This is a genomic window from Streptomyces silvisoli (assembly GCF_029269905.1).
In the GTDB taxonomy this organism is placed as follows: domain Bacteria; phylum Actinomycetota; class Actinomycetes; order Streptomycetales; family Streptomycetaceae; genus Streptantibioticus_A; species Streptantibioticus_A silvisoli_A.
The window spans coordinates 22,289-38,099 of sequence record NZ_JARJBC010000021.1 but is presented as its reverse complement, the minus strand read 5'-3'; the positions used below and the strand labels follow the sequence as shown (position 1 = coordinate 38,099).

Sequence of the window (15,811 nt, the reverse complement as noted above, 5' to 3'; positions counted from 1 at the left end):
GCGCGGCGGATCGCGGGTGGTCGAACCGGTAGTGGCCGAGGAGCGGGCGATGGGGGTGCGTGGGGGCGCGCGGTTGTACGCGGCGGTCGCGGTGCGCGGCTTCCGCCGCTACGCGACCTACCGGGTGGCCACCCTGGCCGGGGTGTTCACCAACACCGTCTTCGGCTTCGTCGTCGCCTACACCTACACCGCGCTGTGGAGCGTACGGCCCCGGTTGGGCGGCTACGACCTGCCGCAGGCGGTGACCTTCGTCTGGCTCGGGCAGGGGCTGCTGATGGCCACCGCGCTGCTCGGCGGCGGGAACGAGTCCGAACTCGTGGAGCGCATCAGGTCCGGTGACGTCGCCATCGACCTGTACCGTCCAGTGAACCTGCAACTGTGGTGGCTGGCCACCGACCTCGGCCGGGCGGCCTTCCACCTGGTCGGGCGGGGCGTGCTGCCGATGGCCGCCGCCTCGCTGGTGTTCCGGCTCGCCTGGCCCTCCGGGGTGGCGGCATGGGGCTGTTTCCTGGTCTCCGTCGCGCTCGGTGTGGTGGTCAGCTTCGCCATCCGCTACCTGGTGGCGCTCACCAGCTTCTGGCTGCTGGACGGCGCGGGAGTGCTGCTGATGGCCGCCCTGCTGGCGACGTTCTTCTCCGGGATGGTGCTGCCGCTGACCGTCTTCCCGGGCTGGCTCGGCACGCTGGCCCGGGCGCTGCCGTGGTCCGCCCAGCTCCAGGTGCCGGCCGACGTCTTCCTCGGCCGGCACCGCGGCAGCGGGGTGCTGTGGGCGCTGGCGTTCCAGGCGGGGTGGGCGGTGGTGCTGCTGGGCGCCGGGCAGTTGGTGCAGTCGGTGGCGACCCGCAAGGTGGTGGTGCAGGGTGGCTGACGCCGGACGGCTGGCCGGTTTCGAACGCCGGGGGCGGACCGCCGTGGCGATCGACGGGCTGCGCGCGTACCTGCTGATCGCGGGGATGTGGATCCGCTCGACGATGGTCTACCGCACCTCCTTCGTCCTGATGGCGGTCGGCAACTTCGCCATGACCGCGCTGGACTTCGCGGCGGTGGCGATCATCTTCGGCCACACCAGGGTGCTCGGCGGCTTCACGCTCACCGAAACGGCGTTCCTGTACGGGAGTTCGGGCGTCGCCCTGGGCCTGGCCGACCTGGTGGTCGGCAACCTGGACCAGCTCGGGCGGCGGGTGCGGGACGGCACGATGGACACCCTGCTGGTGCGCCCGGTCCCGGTCTACGCCCAGGCCACCGCGGACCGCTTCGCGCTGCGCCGGCTCGGCCGGCTCACCCAGGCGGCGGTGGTGCTCGGCTGGTCGATGACCCGGATCGACGTGGCGTGGACGGCGGTCGACGTGCTGCTCGTCCCGGTGATGCTGGTCAGCGGTGCCGCGATCTTCGCCGCCGTCTACACCATCGGCGCCGCCTTCCAGTTCTGGGCCAACGACGCGGCGGAGGTGCAGAATTCGTTCACCTACGGTGGAAACGCGCTCACCCAGTACCCGCCGACGGTGTTCGCCAAGGACCTGGTGCGCGGCGCCACCTTCGTCGTGCCGCTCGCCTTCGTCAACTGGATGCCCGCACTGCACATCCTGGGCCGGGGCAATCCGCTGCGGCTGCCCGGCTGGGTGGACTTCTGCTCGCCGCTGGTGGCGCTGGCGACGTGCGCGCTGGCCGGCTTCGCCTGGCGGACCGGACTGCGGTCCTACCGATCGACGGGGAGCTGAGCGATGGACGCGTTGATCCAACTCGACGGGGTGCGCAAGGAGTTCGAGGTGCGCCGCAGAGCCGGGCTGCTGCGCCGCGAACGCCGCACGGTGCGTGCCGTGGACGGGCTGAGCTTCGAGGTGGCGCGCGGTGAGATGGTCGGCTACATCGGGCCCAACGGCGCGGGGAAGTCCACCACGATCAAGATGCTCACCGGGATCCTCGTGCCCAGCGGTGGGCGGCTGAGCGTCGCGGGCGTCGACCCGTCCCGCGAACGCACCCGGCTGGCCCGCCGCATCGGCGTGGTCTTCGGGCAGCGCACCACCTTGTGGTGGGACCTGCCGCTGCGCGACTCCTACGAACTCGTCCGGCGCATCTACCGGATCGCACGCGACCGTTACACCGCCAACCTGGAGGCCTGCGTCGAACTCCTCGATCTGGCCGCGCTGTTGGACGTTCCGGTACGCCAACTCTCCCTCGGCCAGCGGATGCGCGCCGACATCGCCGCGGCGCTGCTGCACGACCCCGAGGTGCTCTACCTCGACGAGCCCACCATCGGCCTTGACGTGGTCAGCAAGGCCAAGGTCCGCGAGTTCCTGCGCCAGGTCAACACCGAGCGCGCCACCACCGTGCTGCTGACCACGCATGACCTCACCGACATCGAGCAGCTGTGCCGGCGCGTGATGGTCATCGACCACGGGCGGCTGGTCTACGACGGCGGCCTCGACGGCCTGCACGCGGTGGGGGAGAGCGAACGCACCCTGGTGGTCGACTTCGAGCGCGAACTGCCCCCGGTGAACATCGGCGGCGCCCGCGCCGTCCGCACCGAGGGCCCCCGCCAGTGGCTGGCCTTCCCGGCCGCCGCCAGCGCGGCCCCCCTCGTGGCCGAACTGGCCGCCCGCTACCCCCTGGTGGACCTCTCGATCCGCGAGCCCGCCATCGAGGACGTCATCGCGAGGATGTACGGGGGCCGGGATGAGGCTTCGCGGCTTCCCGGGTGACCTCCCGCTGAGCGGGAGGCATTCCGCAGCGGCGTCGGCGCGACCGCGACGGCGCGGACCGGCGGTGCCGGCCAACCGCCGGGCGGAGCGCCCGTCACACGGTGGCCGGGGCGGAGCCCAGCAGCGTGGACAGGTCGACCGCGTCGGCCATGGCCTGGTAGCCCGCGTCGTTGGGGTGCAGATGGTCGCCCGAGTCGTACACCGGGCGCAGCCGGGTCGGGTGCTGCGGGTCGCGCAGTGCCAGATCGAAGTCGACCACGCCGTCGAAGATCCGGCCGGCGCGGATCGCCGCGTTGACCTGTTCCCGGACGGCGTCGAACTGCGGCTGGTAACCGCGTTCGCCCTCGAACGGCGTCAGCGTCCCGCCGACCACCCGGATGCCGTGCGCGTGTGCCTCGCGGGTGATCTCCTGCAGCCCCGCGACGATGGCGTTCGCGTCGCTCTGGTGCGGCGACAGGATGATGTCGTTGATGCCGAGTTCGACGATGAGCGTCTTGGCGCCGGTCCTGGACAGCGCGTCACGGTTGACCCGCTGCAGCGCGCTGGGGCCGTTGCCCGCAAGGTTCGGCGGGGCGTCCAGCAGCACCCGGTTGCCGCTGATGCCCTCGTTGAGCACGCCCAGCCGCGGCCCCTGCGGGCTGCCGTCGAGCCGCTCGGCGAGGTAGTCGGTCCAGCGGTGGTTGGCGCCGACGGTGGAGGTGAAGCCGTCCGTGATGGAGTCGCCGAGGGCGACGACCGCGCCCTTGGCCTGGTCGGTCCACACGTCGACCGCGGTCACGTAGCGCCAGTACGGGCTCTGCTCGGTGAAGGCGGTCCCGTCGGGGTCGGCCGTGTGGTCACCCTGCGCCAGGTAGGACGTCTGACGGGCGTGCGGGTGGTAGGTGACGGCGCCGGAGGCGTAGGGGCTGAAGGTGGTGACCAGCAGGTCGGCCGCGGCCGGTACCCGCAGCCGCACCGGATCGCTGAGCACGCTCTCGCCCACCGGCACCGTCACCGCGGCACGCCCCCCGAAGGACAGCGCGGCCAGTGTGCCGGGCAGCGCGTCGGGCCCGCCGGTGCCGTCCGCGACCGCCAGCGTGGTGTGCGTCAGGACGAGCGGCGCGCTGCCGAACAGGTTGGACAACTGCACCCGGGCGGCGGTGCCGCCCACACTGGTGTGCAGCACGTTCCGGATCGACATGTCGGGGTAGCCGTGCGGGGTGTTCGGCTCCGCGGCGGCGGGTGCGGTGGCCCATGTGCCCACCCAGGCTCCGGCGGCGGCCTGGGCGGCCGCGGTCGACTGGGGCCGGGGCGCCGTCGTCGTGTCATCGGTGTGCGTGCCGCCGACGCTCACGAATATCGCGGCGCACACCACGGCCACCACCGACGCCAGCGTGGCCAGCAGGGCATAACCGGACTTCCTGGTCACGCGGTGCTTCTCCTCGGTCCTTGGGCGGCGGTACCGCGCGCCGCGCCCCATGATCATATGGGGCGCTCCGGAACTCCGCGCCGAACCGCGGGTGCCGCCCGTAGAGACGACGGGAACCTGCCGATCGTTCCTCAGACGGATGTGACGGAGACAATCACGGGGTGGAACGGATGGATGTGGTGGCGAAGACCGCTGCGGGGCGGCCCGGTGGCGGGTTCTCGTACAGTCCCGCGGACGAGGAGCGACGGCGGGGCGTCCGCAGGATGAAGCTGGTCGCGACCGGCTTCCTGGCGGTCGCGACGTTGGCGTACGGGCTCGCCAAATGGGCGGAGGTCGCTGGGGCCGGCGCCTGGGCGGGATACGTGGCGGCGGCGGCCGAGGCCGGGATGGTCGGCGCGCTGGCCGACTGGTTCGCGGTGACGGCGCTGTTCAAACGGCCGTTGGGGCTGCCCATTCCGCACACCGCGATCATCCCGACGAAGAAGGACGTCCTGGGCCGCTCGCTGGGCGACTTCGTCGGTGAGAACTTCCTGTCCGAGCAGGTGGTGCGGACCAGACTCAGGGCGGTCGGCATCGGCTCCCGGCTGGGCGGCTGGCTGGCCGATCCGGAGCACGCCGACCGGGTCACCGAGCAGGCGGCGGCCGCGCTGCGCGGTGCGCTGCGGGTGCTGCGGGACTCCGACGTGCAGGCGGTGGTCGGCGAGGCGGTCACCCGCCGGGCGGACGCCATGGACGTGGCGCCGGGCCTGGGCCGGATGCTGGAGCGGGTGGTCGGCGAGGGCGGCCACCGGCGGGTGGTGGACCTGGTGTGCGTAAGGGCCCACGACTGGCTGGTCTTGCACGGCGACTCGGTGATGGACGCGGTGCAGAACGGGGCGCCCGGCTGGACGCCGCGCTTCGTGGACCGGCGGGTCGGCGAGCGGGTCTACAAGGAACTGCTGCGCTTCGTCGGTGAGATGCGGGACATGCCGGACCATCCGGCGCGGGGTGCGCTTGACCGCTTCCTGTCGGACTTCGCGCGGGAGTTGCAGTCCGACCCGGACACCCGGGAGCGGGTGGAGCGGCTGAAGCGTGACCTGCTGGCGCGCGGCGAGGTGCAGGATCTGATCGAGTCGACGTGGAACGCGGTGCGGTCGATGGTGGTCGCGGCCGCCGCCGACGAGCGCAGTGAACTGCGGTTGCGCACAAGGGCGTCACTGCTGTCCCTGGGCGCCCGGATGGCGTCCGACCGGCGCCTCCAGGCGAAGGTGGACGGCTGGCTGGAGGACGCGGCGACGTATGTGGTGACCACCTACCGGGACGAGATCACCGCGTTGATCACCGAAACCGTGGCGAGTTGGGACGCCGAACAGACCTCCCGCAAGATCGAGGCGCATGTCGGCCGCGACCTCCAGTTCATCCGCATCAACGGCACGGTGGTGGGCGCCCTGGCGGGCCTGCTGATCTACACCGTGTCGAGGGTGGCGGGCGGTTGACCGGTAAGGCCAGCGAGTCCGTGCGGCGGCCACGCTAGGGTCAATGAGTGTCAACACCACTCAAACGCCGCCGTTCACTTCTCTGGCTGCTCGTTCCGTATGTGTTCTTCCTGGCGGCCCTACCGCTGGTGAACCGGGTCCACCCCGTGGTGCTGGGCATTCCGTTCCTGTTCTTCTGGATGCTGCTGGCGACCGCCGTGACGCCGCTGGCGGTATGGCTGGCGCACCGTGGTGACAAGGGCGTGCGGTCGTGAACGCGGCGGTGGCGACCTCGGTGTTCGGGGTCTTCATGGTGCTCACGGTGGCGCTGGGGCTGCTCGCGGTGCGCGGCCGCGGCGCCTCGGGCGGACTCACCGACTGGTCGGTGGGCGGCCGGAGCATGGGCACCTTCTTCATCTGGCTGCTGATGGCGGGCGAGAGCTACACGAGCTTCAGCTATCTGGGCGCGGCGGGCTGGGGTTACAACTACGGCGCACCGGTGCTCTATGTCATCGCGTACCTTTCCTGCGGCTACGCGGTGGGCTACGTCGTCGGGCCGATGCTGTGGAGTTACGCCCGCAGGCACGGCCTGGTCTCGATCACCGATCTGGTCGCGCACCGGTTCGCCAGCCCCTGGCTGGGCGCGGCGGTCGCGGTGCTGGCCACGGTCTGCCTGCTGCCGTACATCCAGCTCCAGATCACCGGCATGGGGGTGGTGGTCGCCACCATCTCGCACGGGGCGATCAGCCTCAACTGGGCTTATCTCATCGCCTTCCTGGTGACCACATGCTTCGTGGTGGTCAGCGGGCTGCGCGGCAGCGCCTGGGTGTCGGTGCTCAAGGACGCGCTGGTCATCGGCACGTTGGGGTTCCTGGCGGTGTACGTGCCGTTCCACTACTTCGGCGGGTACGGGGAGTTGCTCGGCCGGCTGGTGGCGCACAAGGCGCAGTGGCTGACGTTCCCCGGGCACGCCTCCGGCGGTCTGGGGCAGACCTGGTTCATCACCACCACGGTGCTCAACTCGCTGACGATCACGGTCTTCCCGACCACCGTCGCGGGCTACCTGGGCGCCCGGGACGCGGAGGTGCTGCGGCGCAACGCGATCTGGCTGCCGTGTTACCAGGTGCTGCTGTTCGTGCCCGTACTGCTGGGCATGGCCGCGCTGTTCGTGGTCCCGGGGCTGACCGGCGCGGGTTCGAACCTGGCCCTGTTCCGGCTGGTGGTCGACTCGCTGCCCGGCTGGCTGGTGGGCCTGGTAGGGGTGGCGGCGGCGCTCTCCTCGATCGTGCCGATGGCGGTGTTCATGCTGGTCATCGGCACGATGTGGGGGCGCAGCGTGCTCGGCGCGGTGCCGCGGCTGGCGGACCGGCAGAAGCTGTGGTCCCAACTGGTCGTGGTGGCGGCGGGGGTACTGGCGCTGCTGATGACGTACGAGGCGCCGAACACCCTGGTGCGGCTGTCGCTGATCTCCTACGAGGGCATGGCGCAGCTGGTGCCGATGGTGCTGCTCGGGCTGCTCTGGCGCCGGTTGACGCTCGCCGGCGCGCTGAGTGGGCTGGTGGCCGGGTTCACGGTGGTCTGTCTGCTGGTCTTCTCCGACCGCGATCCGCTGTGGGGGGTGAACGCCGGGCTGCTGGCGCTGGGGCTGAACGCGCTGGTCACGCTGGTGGTGACGTACGCGGGTCCGCGCCCGGCGGACCCGCGACCGGATGAGGAGGTGCTGGCCGAGGAGGCGTTGTCGGCGGAGCGGTCTAGTATCTGAAGGCAGGGAGGGGGTGCTGAGATGTTCCGTGGTGTTGACGCGCTGCGCGCCTACCTCGGCACGCTGATCCTGCTGCTGGCCGGGTTGTTGCTGACCCACGCCCAGCTGACGACCGCGGTCGCGGCCGTGGCGGCCACCGCCGCGGCGGTGCTGCTGTGCCGTGCCTTCGTCGACGCGGTGGCGGCACGGCCGGTACCACCGGGCCGAATACGCACCGCCATCCGCGACCGTGAACGCCGCACGGCCTTCCTCCCGCAACGCGACCCGGACGCGTCGGGCCGCCCCCGCCCCCGAGCGCCAGGCCGTCTCCGCGGGACGGCCACGTAGCGCCTCTCCGGTGGATTCGGCGGTCGGCCGCACCGGGTTCGGCACCGCCGGGTCACGCCCTCGCGGTTGCTCACCGCCGCGGCGGTTCCGCACCGACCGCAACCCCATCGCGTGACCGCACGGAAAGCGCTGCACGGACCGTCCCCTGCCGGATTCCAGATCCCGCCAGGACGATCCCGTGGAGCTCAACCATGCCCGTTTTCACCCCACTTACCGCACTGCTCTCCCAACTCGCCGACGGCTTGGCGCCGCTGGCCGGCGATTCGGCGATGGCCGCCGCGATCGTCGCGTTCACCCTGTGCGTACGCCTCGCGCTCCACCCGCTGGCGCGGGCCGCCGCACGCGGTGAGCGGGTCCGCACCCGGTTGGCGCCGCGTGTCGCGGAGCTGAACGCCAGGTACAAGGGCGACCCGCAGCGCATGCGGCAGGCGGTGACCGAGCTGTACGCGAAGGAGGGAGTGTCGCCCATCACCGGTTGTCTGCCGTCGCTGCTCCAACTCCCGGTCTTCGCCGTGATGTACCACCTGTTCTCGGGCAGCGGCGGCGCACTCCGCCAGCACGCCCTGGCGGGCGCACCGCTCGGCGGCCACTGGCTGGACGCGGTTCGCGCCGGTGGGGTGTGCGGGCCGCAGGGGTTGGTCTATCTCGCCGTCTTCGCGGTGATCGCCGCGGTCGCGGCCTGGACGTACCGGCGTGCCCGCGGGACGGCCGCGCAGGCCGCCCCGCTACCGGACGCACCGGGCGCGGCCGGACTCGCGAAGTTCCTTCCGCTGCTGTCCTTCGGCACGCTCATCACCGCGGCCCTCCTCCCGCTCGCCACCGGGCTCTACCTGGCGACCACCACGACCTGGACCGCCGTGGAGCGGGCACTGCTGCACCGGACGCCGAACGAGGCCGTCCCGGCGCCCGGCACCGTGGCGTCCACGAAGTGAGCCGGTCTTGCGGAGTGGGCGGTCGCGATTGGAGGATCGGACAAGTCATCCGATGACCGTCCTCGTCGGTTGCGTGGTGCCGCAGGGCCGCCAGCCCTGCGGCACAGCGTGTTCATCCTCGACCACGGGAGACTTTGAATGAAGCTGCTGCGTGTCGGACCGGCGGGAGCGGAGCGTCCGGCGTTGCTGGACGGCGACGGGAACCTGCGTGATCTTTCGGGTCTGGTACCCGACATCGACGGTGCGCTGCTCGCCGACGAGTCCGCGCTGGCGGGCGTACGCCGTGCCGCGCGGGGCGGTGCGCTGCCCGTCCTCGACCGGCCGGAGCAGCGGGTCGGCCCGCCGCTCGGCCGGATCGGCAAGATCGTCTGCATCGGGCTCAACTACCACGACCACGCTGCCGAGACGGGGGCGGAGGTCCCGGCCGAGCCGGTGGTGTTCATGAAGGCGCCGGACACGGTGGTGGGTCCGCAGGACACCGTGCTCATCCCCAAGGGCAGCGTGAAGACCGACTGGGAGGTCGAGTTGGCGGTCGTCATCGGCCGCACCGCGCGCTGGCTGGAGACCGACGCGGAGGCGTTGGCGGCCGTCGCCGGGTACACGATCGCGCACGACGTGTCAGAGCGCGAGTTCCAGATCGAGCGCGGCGGCCAGTGGGACAAGGGCAAGAACTGCGAGACGTTCAACCCGCTCGGCCCCTGGCTGGTCACCGCCGACGAGATCGCCGACCCGCAGGATCTGGCGCTGCGGTTGTGGGTCAACGGCGAGCTGCGGCAGGACGGTTCGACGGCGGACCAGATCTTCCCGGTCGCCCATGTCGTGCGGTACCTCAGCCGCTTCATGACCCTCTACCCCGGCGACATCATCAACACCGGCACCCCGGCGGGCGTGGCCCTCGGCCAACCGGATCCCAAGCCGTACCTTCGAGCGGGCGACGTGGTCGAACTGGAAATCACCGGGCTGGGCCGCCAGCGCCAGGTCCTGAAGAACGCGTAAGGGCCCTTCCGGCGGGATTCCGCCGTCGGGGTGCGATGGGTTCGGCACCGCCGGTCCGCACCGCCTGGATCGCTCGCCGCTTCGGCGGTCCGGACCGCCGGGGCAAGCGCCCGGCGGTCCGGACCGAACCGTCAACTCCTCGGTGGCATCGGAGGTTTGCGAGGGAAAGGCCCCGCCGGGACGGCGCCGAACCGAGCGCAACCCCGGACGAGAGCCGTCCCGTTCAGGTGACGAAGCGCTCCAGCGCGGTGGCCACCAGAGCGTGGTCGTCGGCCTGCCGCAGGCCGGAGACGGCGGCCGCGCCGATGACGCCGACGCCCCGTACCCGCAGGGGAAACGCGCCGCCGTGTGCCGCGTAGCGGGAGGGGTCCAGGCGGGCGGACTCCTCGAACGTGGTGCCCTTGGCGCGGAACCGCGTTCCGACCAGGTAGGAGCTTTCCGCGTACCGCTCCACCACCCGGCACTTGCGCGCCAGCCACTCGTCGTTGTCCGCGGACGAGCCGGGCAGCGCGCAGTGGAAGAGTCGCTGCGGCCCGCGCAGCACGGTGATCGCCACCGGCGCCCGGCGCTCCACGGCCAGTTCCCGCAGCAGCCCGCCCAGCCGCCAGGCGTCGTCATGCGTGAACTGCCCCAGGGTGAGCCGTTGTTCCTGCTCCTCCAGCACCGGCACCAGTGCCAGCGCCTCCTGTCGCTCCATCGTCACCGCCCCGCCAGCTCGACCGTGCGCCGCTCCGCCGCCGACGCCCGCGCCGCCTCGAGTACCGTCAGCGCGGCCACCGCCTCACGTGCGGTCACCGGTGGCGCGGTGCCGTCGCGCAGAGCGGCCGCGATCGCCGCGTAGTAGGCGGGGTAGTCCCCGGGCAGCGTCGGCACCGCGGCGCCCCCGCCGGTCAGCGGCGACTCACCGGCACCGAGCCGACCCCATGCCTCCTGCGGCTCCGTACCCCAGCCCGATCCGGGCCGCAGGCCCTCCCGCAGCGCCGCCTCCTGGGGATCGAGCCCGTACTTCACATAGCCCGCGACCGACCCCGACACCCGGAAGCGCGGCCCGAGTTGCGGGGCCACCGCGCTCGCCCACAGATGGGAGCGGACGCCGTTCACATGCTCCAGGGCGATGAACGTGTCGTCGTCCGCCTCGGCTTCCGGGCGCCGTACGTCGGACTCGGCGAACACGGTGCGCACCGGCCCGAAGAGGGTGAGCGCCTGGTCCACCAGATGGCTGCCCAGGTCGTACAGCAGCCCGCCGAACTCCGCCGGGTCGCCGGACTCGCGCCAGCCGCCCTTGGGGCGCGGGCGCCACCGCTCGAAGCGTGACTCGAAGCGGCGCACCTCGCCGAGCTCACCGGTGTCGATGAGGTGGCGCACGGTGCGGAAGTCGCCGTCCCAGCGGCGGTTCTGGAACACCGAGAGCAGCAGGCCGCGTTCCTCGGCGAGGTCGGCGAGCGCCGCGGCCTGCGCAGCGGTACCGGCCACCGGCTTGTCCACCACGACGGGCAGCCCGGCCCGCAGCGCGTCGGTCGCCAGCGGGACGTGGGTGCGGTTCGGGGACGCGATGACGACCAGGTCCAGCTGGTCCGCACGGCTCCACAGCTCCTCGGCCGAGGCCACCGTGCGTACCTGCGGATGCTCGGCCTTGGCCTGCGCCTGCCGCTCGGGGTTCGAGGTGACCACGGTGTCCAGCAGCAGGCCCTCGGTGGCGGCGATCAGCGGTGCGTGGAAGACGGAACCGGCCAGGCCGTAGCCGATGAGGCCGACGCGGAGCGGAGAGTTCACAGCCATGCCGACCACTAAAGCAACGCTGTTGCGAAAGTGCAAGCGTCAGCGACAATGGGAGCGTGAACAGGGGTAACTGCGGGGCCAACCTGCCCGTACTGCGCGGCCACAACGCCGCACTCGTGCTGGACCTGCTGCGTTCCGCCACCGCGGGCGGCGGCGCCGGGATCAGCCGCCTGGAGCTGGCAGAGCGCACCGGCCTCACCCCGCAGGCGGTCAGCAAGATCGTGGCGCGTCTGCGCGCCGAGGGCATGGCGACGGAGGCGGGCCGCCGCGCCTCCACCGGCGGCAAGCCACGCACCCTGCTGCGGCTGGTGCCCAGCGCGCGGTACGCGATCGGGCTGCACCTGGACCGGGACGAGATGACGGCGGTACTGGTCGACCTGACCGGAGAGCGGGTGGCGGTACGCACCGCGCCGTTCGACCTCGGCGCGGATCCGGCGGCGGTGCTGGACGCGGTCGCCGCGCGGGTCCGGGAACTGCTCACCGGGGTCGACCGCCGGGCGGTGCTGGGGGCCGGGGCCGCCGTCCCCGGCCCGCTCGACCACCGGTCCGGTGTGCTGCGCCGGGTCACCCGCTTCCCGCACTGGGACGGCTTCCCGCTGGGGGACGCGCTCGCCGACCGGCTCGGCCTGCCGGTCACCGTGGACAAGGACACCAACGCGGCTGCGCTGGCCGTACTGGGGCTTCGCGACGCCCCGCCGGAGAGCCGCCCCGCCGAGGGCGCGGACGCGGCGCCCTCCCAACTCGCCGACCCCGCAGGCTCGTTCGCCTATCTCCACCTGGGCACCGGCCTGGGCGCCGGACTCGTGCTGGACGGTGCCGTCTACCGGGGGCCACGCACCGGGGCCGGGGAGTTCGGGCACCAGGTGGTGCGGTTGGACGGGCCGCCCTGCGGGTGCGGCAAGCGGGGTTGCCTGGAGGCCCTATGCCTGGCGGCACTGAACCGCGCCGACACCGTGACGGCGGCGCGTCTGCTCGGTGTGGGCGCCGCCAACCTGGTCGCGCTGCTCGACATCGACCGGGTCGTACTGGGCGGCCGTGCGGTGCTCGCCGCCCGCGAGACCTTCGCCGCGGGCGTCGCCGCCGTGCTCGCCGAGCAGTCAGCCCACCCGGTCCCGGTCACCGTCGCCCCCGCCGACCGGCCGACCGTCGCCGACGGCGCGGCCCGGCTGGTGCTGGCCCCGGTCTTCGGCCGCGAGGCACTCGGCTGACCCGCTGCGCCGTCCGGGCGCATACCGGGCCGCGCGACGGCGGGCCGCCGCCGGGCGAGCGGGCGGCGCCGGGTCTGATGGAAACACCAAGGCCGCCCCGCACCAGACCCGGCACGGTGATCCCGTACCGGCGAGACAGACAGCGAAGGTCCGACCCATGCACCTGGGCAGTGCGCCGCTTCGCGGCGCCCTTGTCATCTCCGCCGCCACGATCGTTCCACTGCTCGGGCCCACCCTCGCGGCGGCGGCCCCGCAGGATCCCGATCCGGCGCCACCCGCCTGCGGCAGCCCGGACTGCCGCGAGGCCCGTCCCACGGCCTTACTGGCCGACCGGCAACGGAAGTTGACCGGACTGCGCCGCGCCTCCCGGGGCCACGACAGCGGTTCCACGGTCTTTCCGATGCTGCTGGTCGGCGCCGCCCTGATGGCGGGGGCGCGCCGTACCGTCCCCTGGCGCGGCAGGTTCTGAACCCCTGGTCGTGGCGCCTCCACCGCTCTGCGAGGATCGCGGCGTGAACGACCCGCGCGACACCCAAGGCAGCGACGCCCCGAGCGGCGGCACCCCCGGCGCACCCGTACGGTCCGGGATCCCCGAGCACGGCCGCATCCCTAAGTACTACGCAGTGAAGACCCAGTTGGAGTCGTTGCTGGACGAACTGGGCGAGGGCGGCGCCCTGCCCACCGAGCGCGACCTCGCCGCGCGTTTCGGGGTGGCCAGGGAAACCGTGCGGCAGGCCGTGCGGGAACTGCTGATCCAGGGCCGGGTGCGGCGCAAGGGGCGCGGCACGGTGGCGGCCGGACCCAAGCTGGAGCAGCCGCTCTCCCTGGTCTCGTACACCGAGGGGGTGCGCCGCCAGGGCAAGGTGCCCGGCCGCAGCCTGATCGGGCTGGACCGGGTGCCCGCCGGTGCGCAGCTCGCGGAACAACTGGACATCGGCGCCAACGATCCGGTGTGGCATCTGGAACGGGTGCTGCTCGCCGACGACGAGCGGGTGGGCCTGGAGAGCACGTATGTCTCGGTGGACCGGTTCCCGTACCTGGAACGGGACTTCGACCCCGACTCGTCGTTCTACGCGTTCCTGCGCGACCAGCTCGGCGTGCGGTTCGCCGCCGCGGAGGAGCGGATCGAGACGGTGCTGGCCACCCCGCGCGAGGCGCTGCTCATCGGCACCCCGCCCGCGCTGCCGATGCTGCTGCTCAACCGGGTCTCCCGGGACACCGACGGCCGCCCGGTGGAGCGCGTGCGCTCCCTCTACCGCGGCGACCGTTTCAGTTTCACCACACATCTGACCGGGGCCTGACGTCCCCGCCGTGCGCTTGGTAGCGTACGGCCATGTCACGAATAGATAACGGGTCTAGCCCAAACGTGATGGGCTGTTCATCGTCGATTCATCACTCGGACGCGACCGCTCAAGCCCCGGCACACAGGCTCCGGGGCATGAGAGTCGTCATCGTCGGCGCCGGGGCACTCGGCACCATGCACGCCTGGCACGCGGTCGCCCGCGGGCACGAAGTCGTCCACATCGAGCGGGAGCGCGACGCGCGCGGTGCCTCGGTGCGCAACTTCGGGCTCGTCTGGGTCGGCGGCCGGGCAACCGGAGCGGAGCTGGAGACCGCGCTGCGGGCGCGCGAACTGTGGCAGGAGATCGGCGCCCGGGTACCCGGCGTCGGCTTCCGGCCCAACGGCTCGCTGACCGCCGTGCGCACCGAGGCCGAACGCGCCGTGGCCGACGAGGTGCTGTCCCGCTCCGACGCGGACGTGCGCGGCCTGAAGTGGCTGGACGCCGCCGAGACCCGGGCGCTCAACCCGGCGCTGCGCGGCGAACTGCTCGGCGCCCTGTGGTGCGAGCGGGACGCCGCGGTGGAGCCCCGGCTCACCCAGCGCGCGCTGCGCGAACACCTCACCGCCTCCGGCCGCTACACCTTCCTGGGCGGCCGGGAGGTCCGCGAGGTCGGCCCCGAGAAGGTCGTCGACGACCACGGCCAGGCCCACCACGCCGACGCCGTCGTACTGTGCACCGGCGCCTGGCTGTCCGGTCTGGTGCGGGAGCTGGCCCCCGAACTCCCGGTCCGCAAGGTGCGGTTGCAGATGATGCAGACCGATCCGCTGGGCGAACCGCTCACCACCTCGGTCGCCGACGCGGACAGCTTCCGCTACTACCCGGCGTACGCGGGCGGCGCGCTGGACGCGCTGAACGACGGGCAGCCGCAGGCGGACACCGCCGCCGAGCACCGGATGCAACTGCTCATGGTGCAGCGCCTGGACGGCGGACTGACCATCGGGGACACCCACGAGTACGCCGAACCGTTCGGCTTCGACGTGGTCGAGGAGCCGTACGAGCACCTGAGCGACGTCGCCGAGGCGCTGCTCGGCCGCCCGTTGCCGCGCATCCGGCACCGCTGGGCGGGGGTGTACGCGCAGTGCGTGGACACCGCGCGGGTGGTGTACCGCGAGCAGGTGGCGGACGGGGTCTGGCTGGTCACCGGCCCCGGCGGGCGCGGCATGACCTGCTCGCCCGCGATCGGCGAGGCGACCGCGAACGAGCTGGGCTGGTAAGGAAGTTGGTAAGGAAAATGACGGAAATGCCGGAACGCGATATCAAACTGATCGTCCTGGACATGGCGGGTACCACCGTCGCCGACGGCGGCCTGGTCGAGCAGGCCTTCACTCGGGCCGCCGAACGGCTGGGCGTGGAGCCGGACCTGGAGTACGTCCGGGCCACCATGGGCGAGTCGAAGATCTCCGTCTTCCGCGCCCTGTTCGGTGACGAGGACTTCGCCCAGCGCGCCAACACCGAGTTCGAGCGGGCCTACGGCGAACTGGTCGACGGCGGCAGGGTCACCGCGCTGCCCGGCGCGGCCGAGGCCATCGCCGAACTGCGCGCCGAGGGCCGCAAGGTCGTGCTGACCACCGGGTTCGCCCGGGTCACCCAGGACGCCATCCTGGACGCCCTCGGCTGGCGGGACATCGCCGACCTCACCCTCTGCCCGGCGGACGCCGGCCGCGGACGCCCGTACCCGGACATGGTGCTCACCGCGCTGCTGCGCACCGGCACCGACGACGTACGGCGTATCGCGGTCGCCGGGGACACCTCGTACGACATGCTCACCGGCGTCCGCTCCGGCGCCGGGATCGTGGCAGGCGTGCTCACCGGTGCGCACGACGAGCCGCGGCTGGCCGCCGCCGGTGCCACGCACGTCATCGGGTCGGTCGCCGAACTGCCCGCGCTGGTACGGGAGTTCTGA

Annotated in this window: 17 protein-coding genes; 14 read left to right on the top strand and 3 right to left on the bottom strand. The window is 72.5% G+C overall.

Going from position 1 to position 15,811, the window contains the following annotated elements; translation table 11 throughout:
* The first annotated feature begins 49 nt into the window (after positions 1–49).
* From P3G67_RS27525 to P3G67_RS27515, 3 genes are all read left to right on the top strand, one after another.
* On the top strand, positions 50–868 hold the full coding sequence (locus tag P3G67_RS27525; RefSeq protein WP_276095962.1) for an ABC transporter permease: 819 nt from the start codon (positions 50–52) through the stop codon (positions 866–868).
* Between the two features lie 85 nt (positions 869–953).
* Positions 954–1,718: an ABC transporter permease gene (locus tag P3G67_RS27520; RefSeq protein ID WP_269857791.1), complete on the top strand. Its 765-nt coding sequence runs from the start codon at positions 954–956 to the stop codon at positions 1,716–1,718.
* A gap of 3 nt (positions 1,719–1,721) precedes the next feature.
* Positions 1,722–2,699, top strand: coding sequence for an ABC transporter ATP-binding protein (locus P3G67_RS27515; RefSeq protein ID WP_276095905.1), 978 nt, complete (start codon positions 1,722–1,724; stop codon positions 2,697–2,699).
* A gap of 94 nt (positions 2,700–2,793) precedes the next feature.
* Here the strand turns inward: P3G67_RS27515 and P3G67_RS27510 are convergent, their stop codons facing one another.
* Positions 2,794–4,107, bottom strand: a complete 1,314-nt coding sequence (locus P3G67_RS27510; protein ID WP_276095904.1) for an SGNH/GDSL hydrolase family protein — start codon at positions 4,105–4,107, stop codon at positions 2,794–2,796.
* A gap of 170 nt (positions 4,108–4,277) precedes the next feature.
* Here P3G67_RS27510 and P3G67_RS27505 point away from each other — a divergent pair, with 170 nt between their 5' ends.
* From P3G67_RS27505 to P3G67_RS27480, 6 genes are all read left to right on the top strand, one after another.
* Complete coding sequence (locus tag P3G67_RS27505) at positions 4,278–5,582, top strand: DUF445 domain-containing protein (protein ID WP_276095961.1); 1,305 nt, start codon at positions 4,278–4,280, stop codon at positions 5,580–5,582.
* A 47-nt stretch (positions 5,583–5,629) separates the two neighbouring features.
* Entirely contained in the window at positions 5,630–5,836 is a 207-nt protein-coding gene (locus tag P3G67_RS27500) for a DUF3311 domain-containing protein (protein WP_276095903.1), read from the top strand.
* Entirely contained in the window at positions 5,833–7,323 is a 1,491-nt protein-coding gene (locus tag P3G67_RS27495; RefSeq protein WP_276095902.1) for a sodium:solute symporter family protein, read from the top strand. Before P3G67_RS27500 ends, P3G67_RS27495 begins: the two co-directional genes overlap by 4 nt.
* 21 nt (positions 7,324–7,344) lie before the next feature.
* Positions 7,345–7,650 (top strand): DUF6412 domain-containing protein, encoded by a 306-nt coding sequence (locus P3G67_RS27490; protein ID WP_269857735.1) that lies wholly within the window; start codon positions 7,345–7,347, stop codon positions 7,648–7,650.
* A gap of 191 nt (positions 7,651–7,841) precedes the next feature.
* On the top strand, positions 7,842–8,582 hold the full coding sequence (locus P3G67_RS27485) for a YidC/Oxa1 family membrane protein insertase (RefSeq protein WP_276095901.1): 741 nt from the start codon (positions 7,842–7,844) through the stop codon (positions 8,580–8,582).
* Between the two features lie 138 nt (positions 8,583–8,720).
* Positions 8,721–9,578 carry a fumarylacetoacetate hydrolase family protein gene (locus tag P3G67_RS27480; RefSeq protein WP_276095900.1) on the top strand — a complete coding sequence of 286 codons (858 nt, stop codon included), beginning with the start codon at positions 8,721–8,723 and terminating at the stop codon, positions 9,576–9,578.
* A 223-nt stretch (positions 9,579–9,801) separates the two neighbouring features.
* Here the strand turns inward: P3G67_RS27480 and P3G67_RS27475 are convergent, their stop codons facing one another.
* Both P3G67_RS27475 and P3G67_RS27470 read right to left on the bottom strand, forming a co-directional pair.
* The gene (locus tag P3G67_RS27475; protein ID WP_276095899.1) at positions 9,802–10,275 is read right to left on the bottom strand and encodes a heme-degrading domain-containing protein; all 474 of its coding nucleotides are present in this window, start codon (positions 10,273–10,275) and stop codon (positions 9,802–9,804) included.
* 2 nt (positions 10,276–10,277) lie between these two features.
* Positions 10,278–11,357, bottom strand: coding sequence for a Gfo/Idh/MocA family oxidoreductase (locus P3G67_RS27470; RefSeq protein WP_276095898.1), 1,080 nt, complete (start codon positions 11,355–11,357; stop codon positions 10,278–10,280).
* 56 nt (positions 11,358–11,413) lie between these two features.
* Between P3G67_RS27470 and P3G67_RS27465 the strand changes: the two genes are divergently transcribed.
* The 5 genes from P3G67_RS27465 (at position 11,414) to P3G67_RS27445 (ending at position 15,811) form a co-directional block, all read left to right on the top strand.
* Entirely contained in the window at positions 11,414–12,565 is a 1,152-nt protein-coding gene (locus P3G67_RS27465) for an ROK family transcriptional regulator (protein ID WP_276095897.1), read from the top strand.
* A gap of 157 nt (positions 12,566–12,722) precedes the next feature.
* Positions 12,723–13,034, top strand: a complete 312-nt coding sequence (locus tag P3G67_RS27460; RefSeq protein ID WP_276095896.1) for a hypothetical protein — start codon at positions 12,723–12,725, stop codon at positions 13,032–13,034.
* Positions 13,035–13,077: 43 nt separating this feature from the next.
* Positions 13,078–13,866, top strand: coding sequence for a GntR family transcriptional regulator (locus P3G67_RS27455; protein WP_269857742.1), 789 nt, complete (start codon positions 13,078–13,080; stop codon positions 13,864–13,866).
* 137 nt (positions 13,867–14,003) lie between these two features.
* Entirely contained in the window at positions 14,004–15,122 is a 1,119-nt protein-coding gene (locus P3G67_RS27450; RefSeq protein WP_276095895.1) for a TIGR03364 family FAD-dependent oxidoreductase, read from the top strand.
* 26 nt (positions 15,123–15,148) lie between these two features.
* Complete coding sequence (locus P3G67_RS27445) at positions 15,149–15,811, top strand: phosphonatase-like hydrolase (RefSeq protein WP_391858363.1); 663 nt, start codon at positions 15,149–15,151, stop codon at positions 15,809–15,811.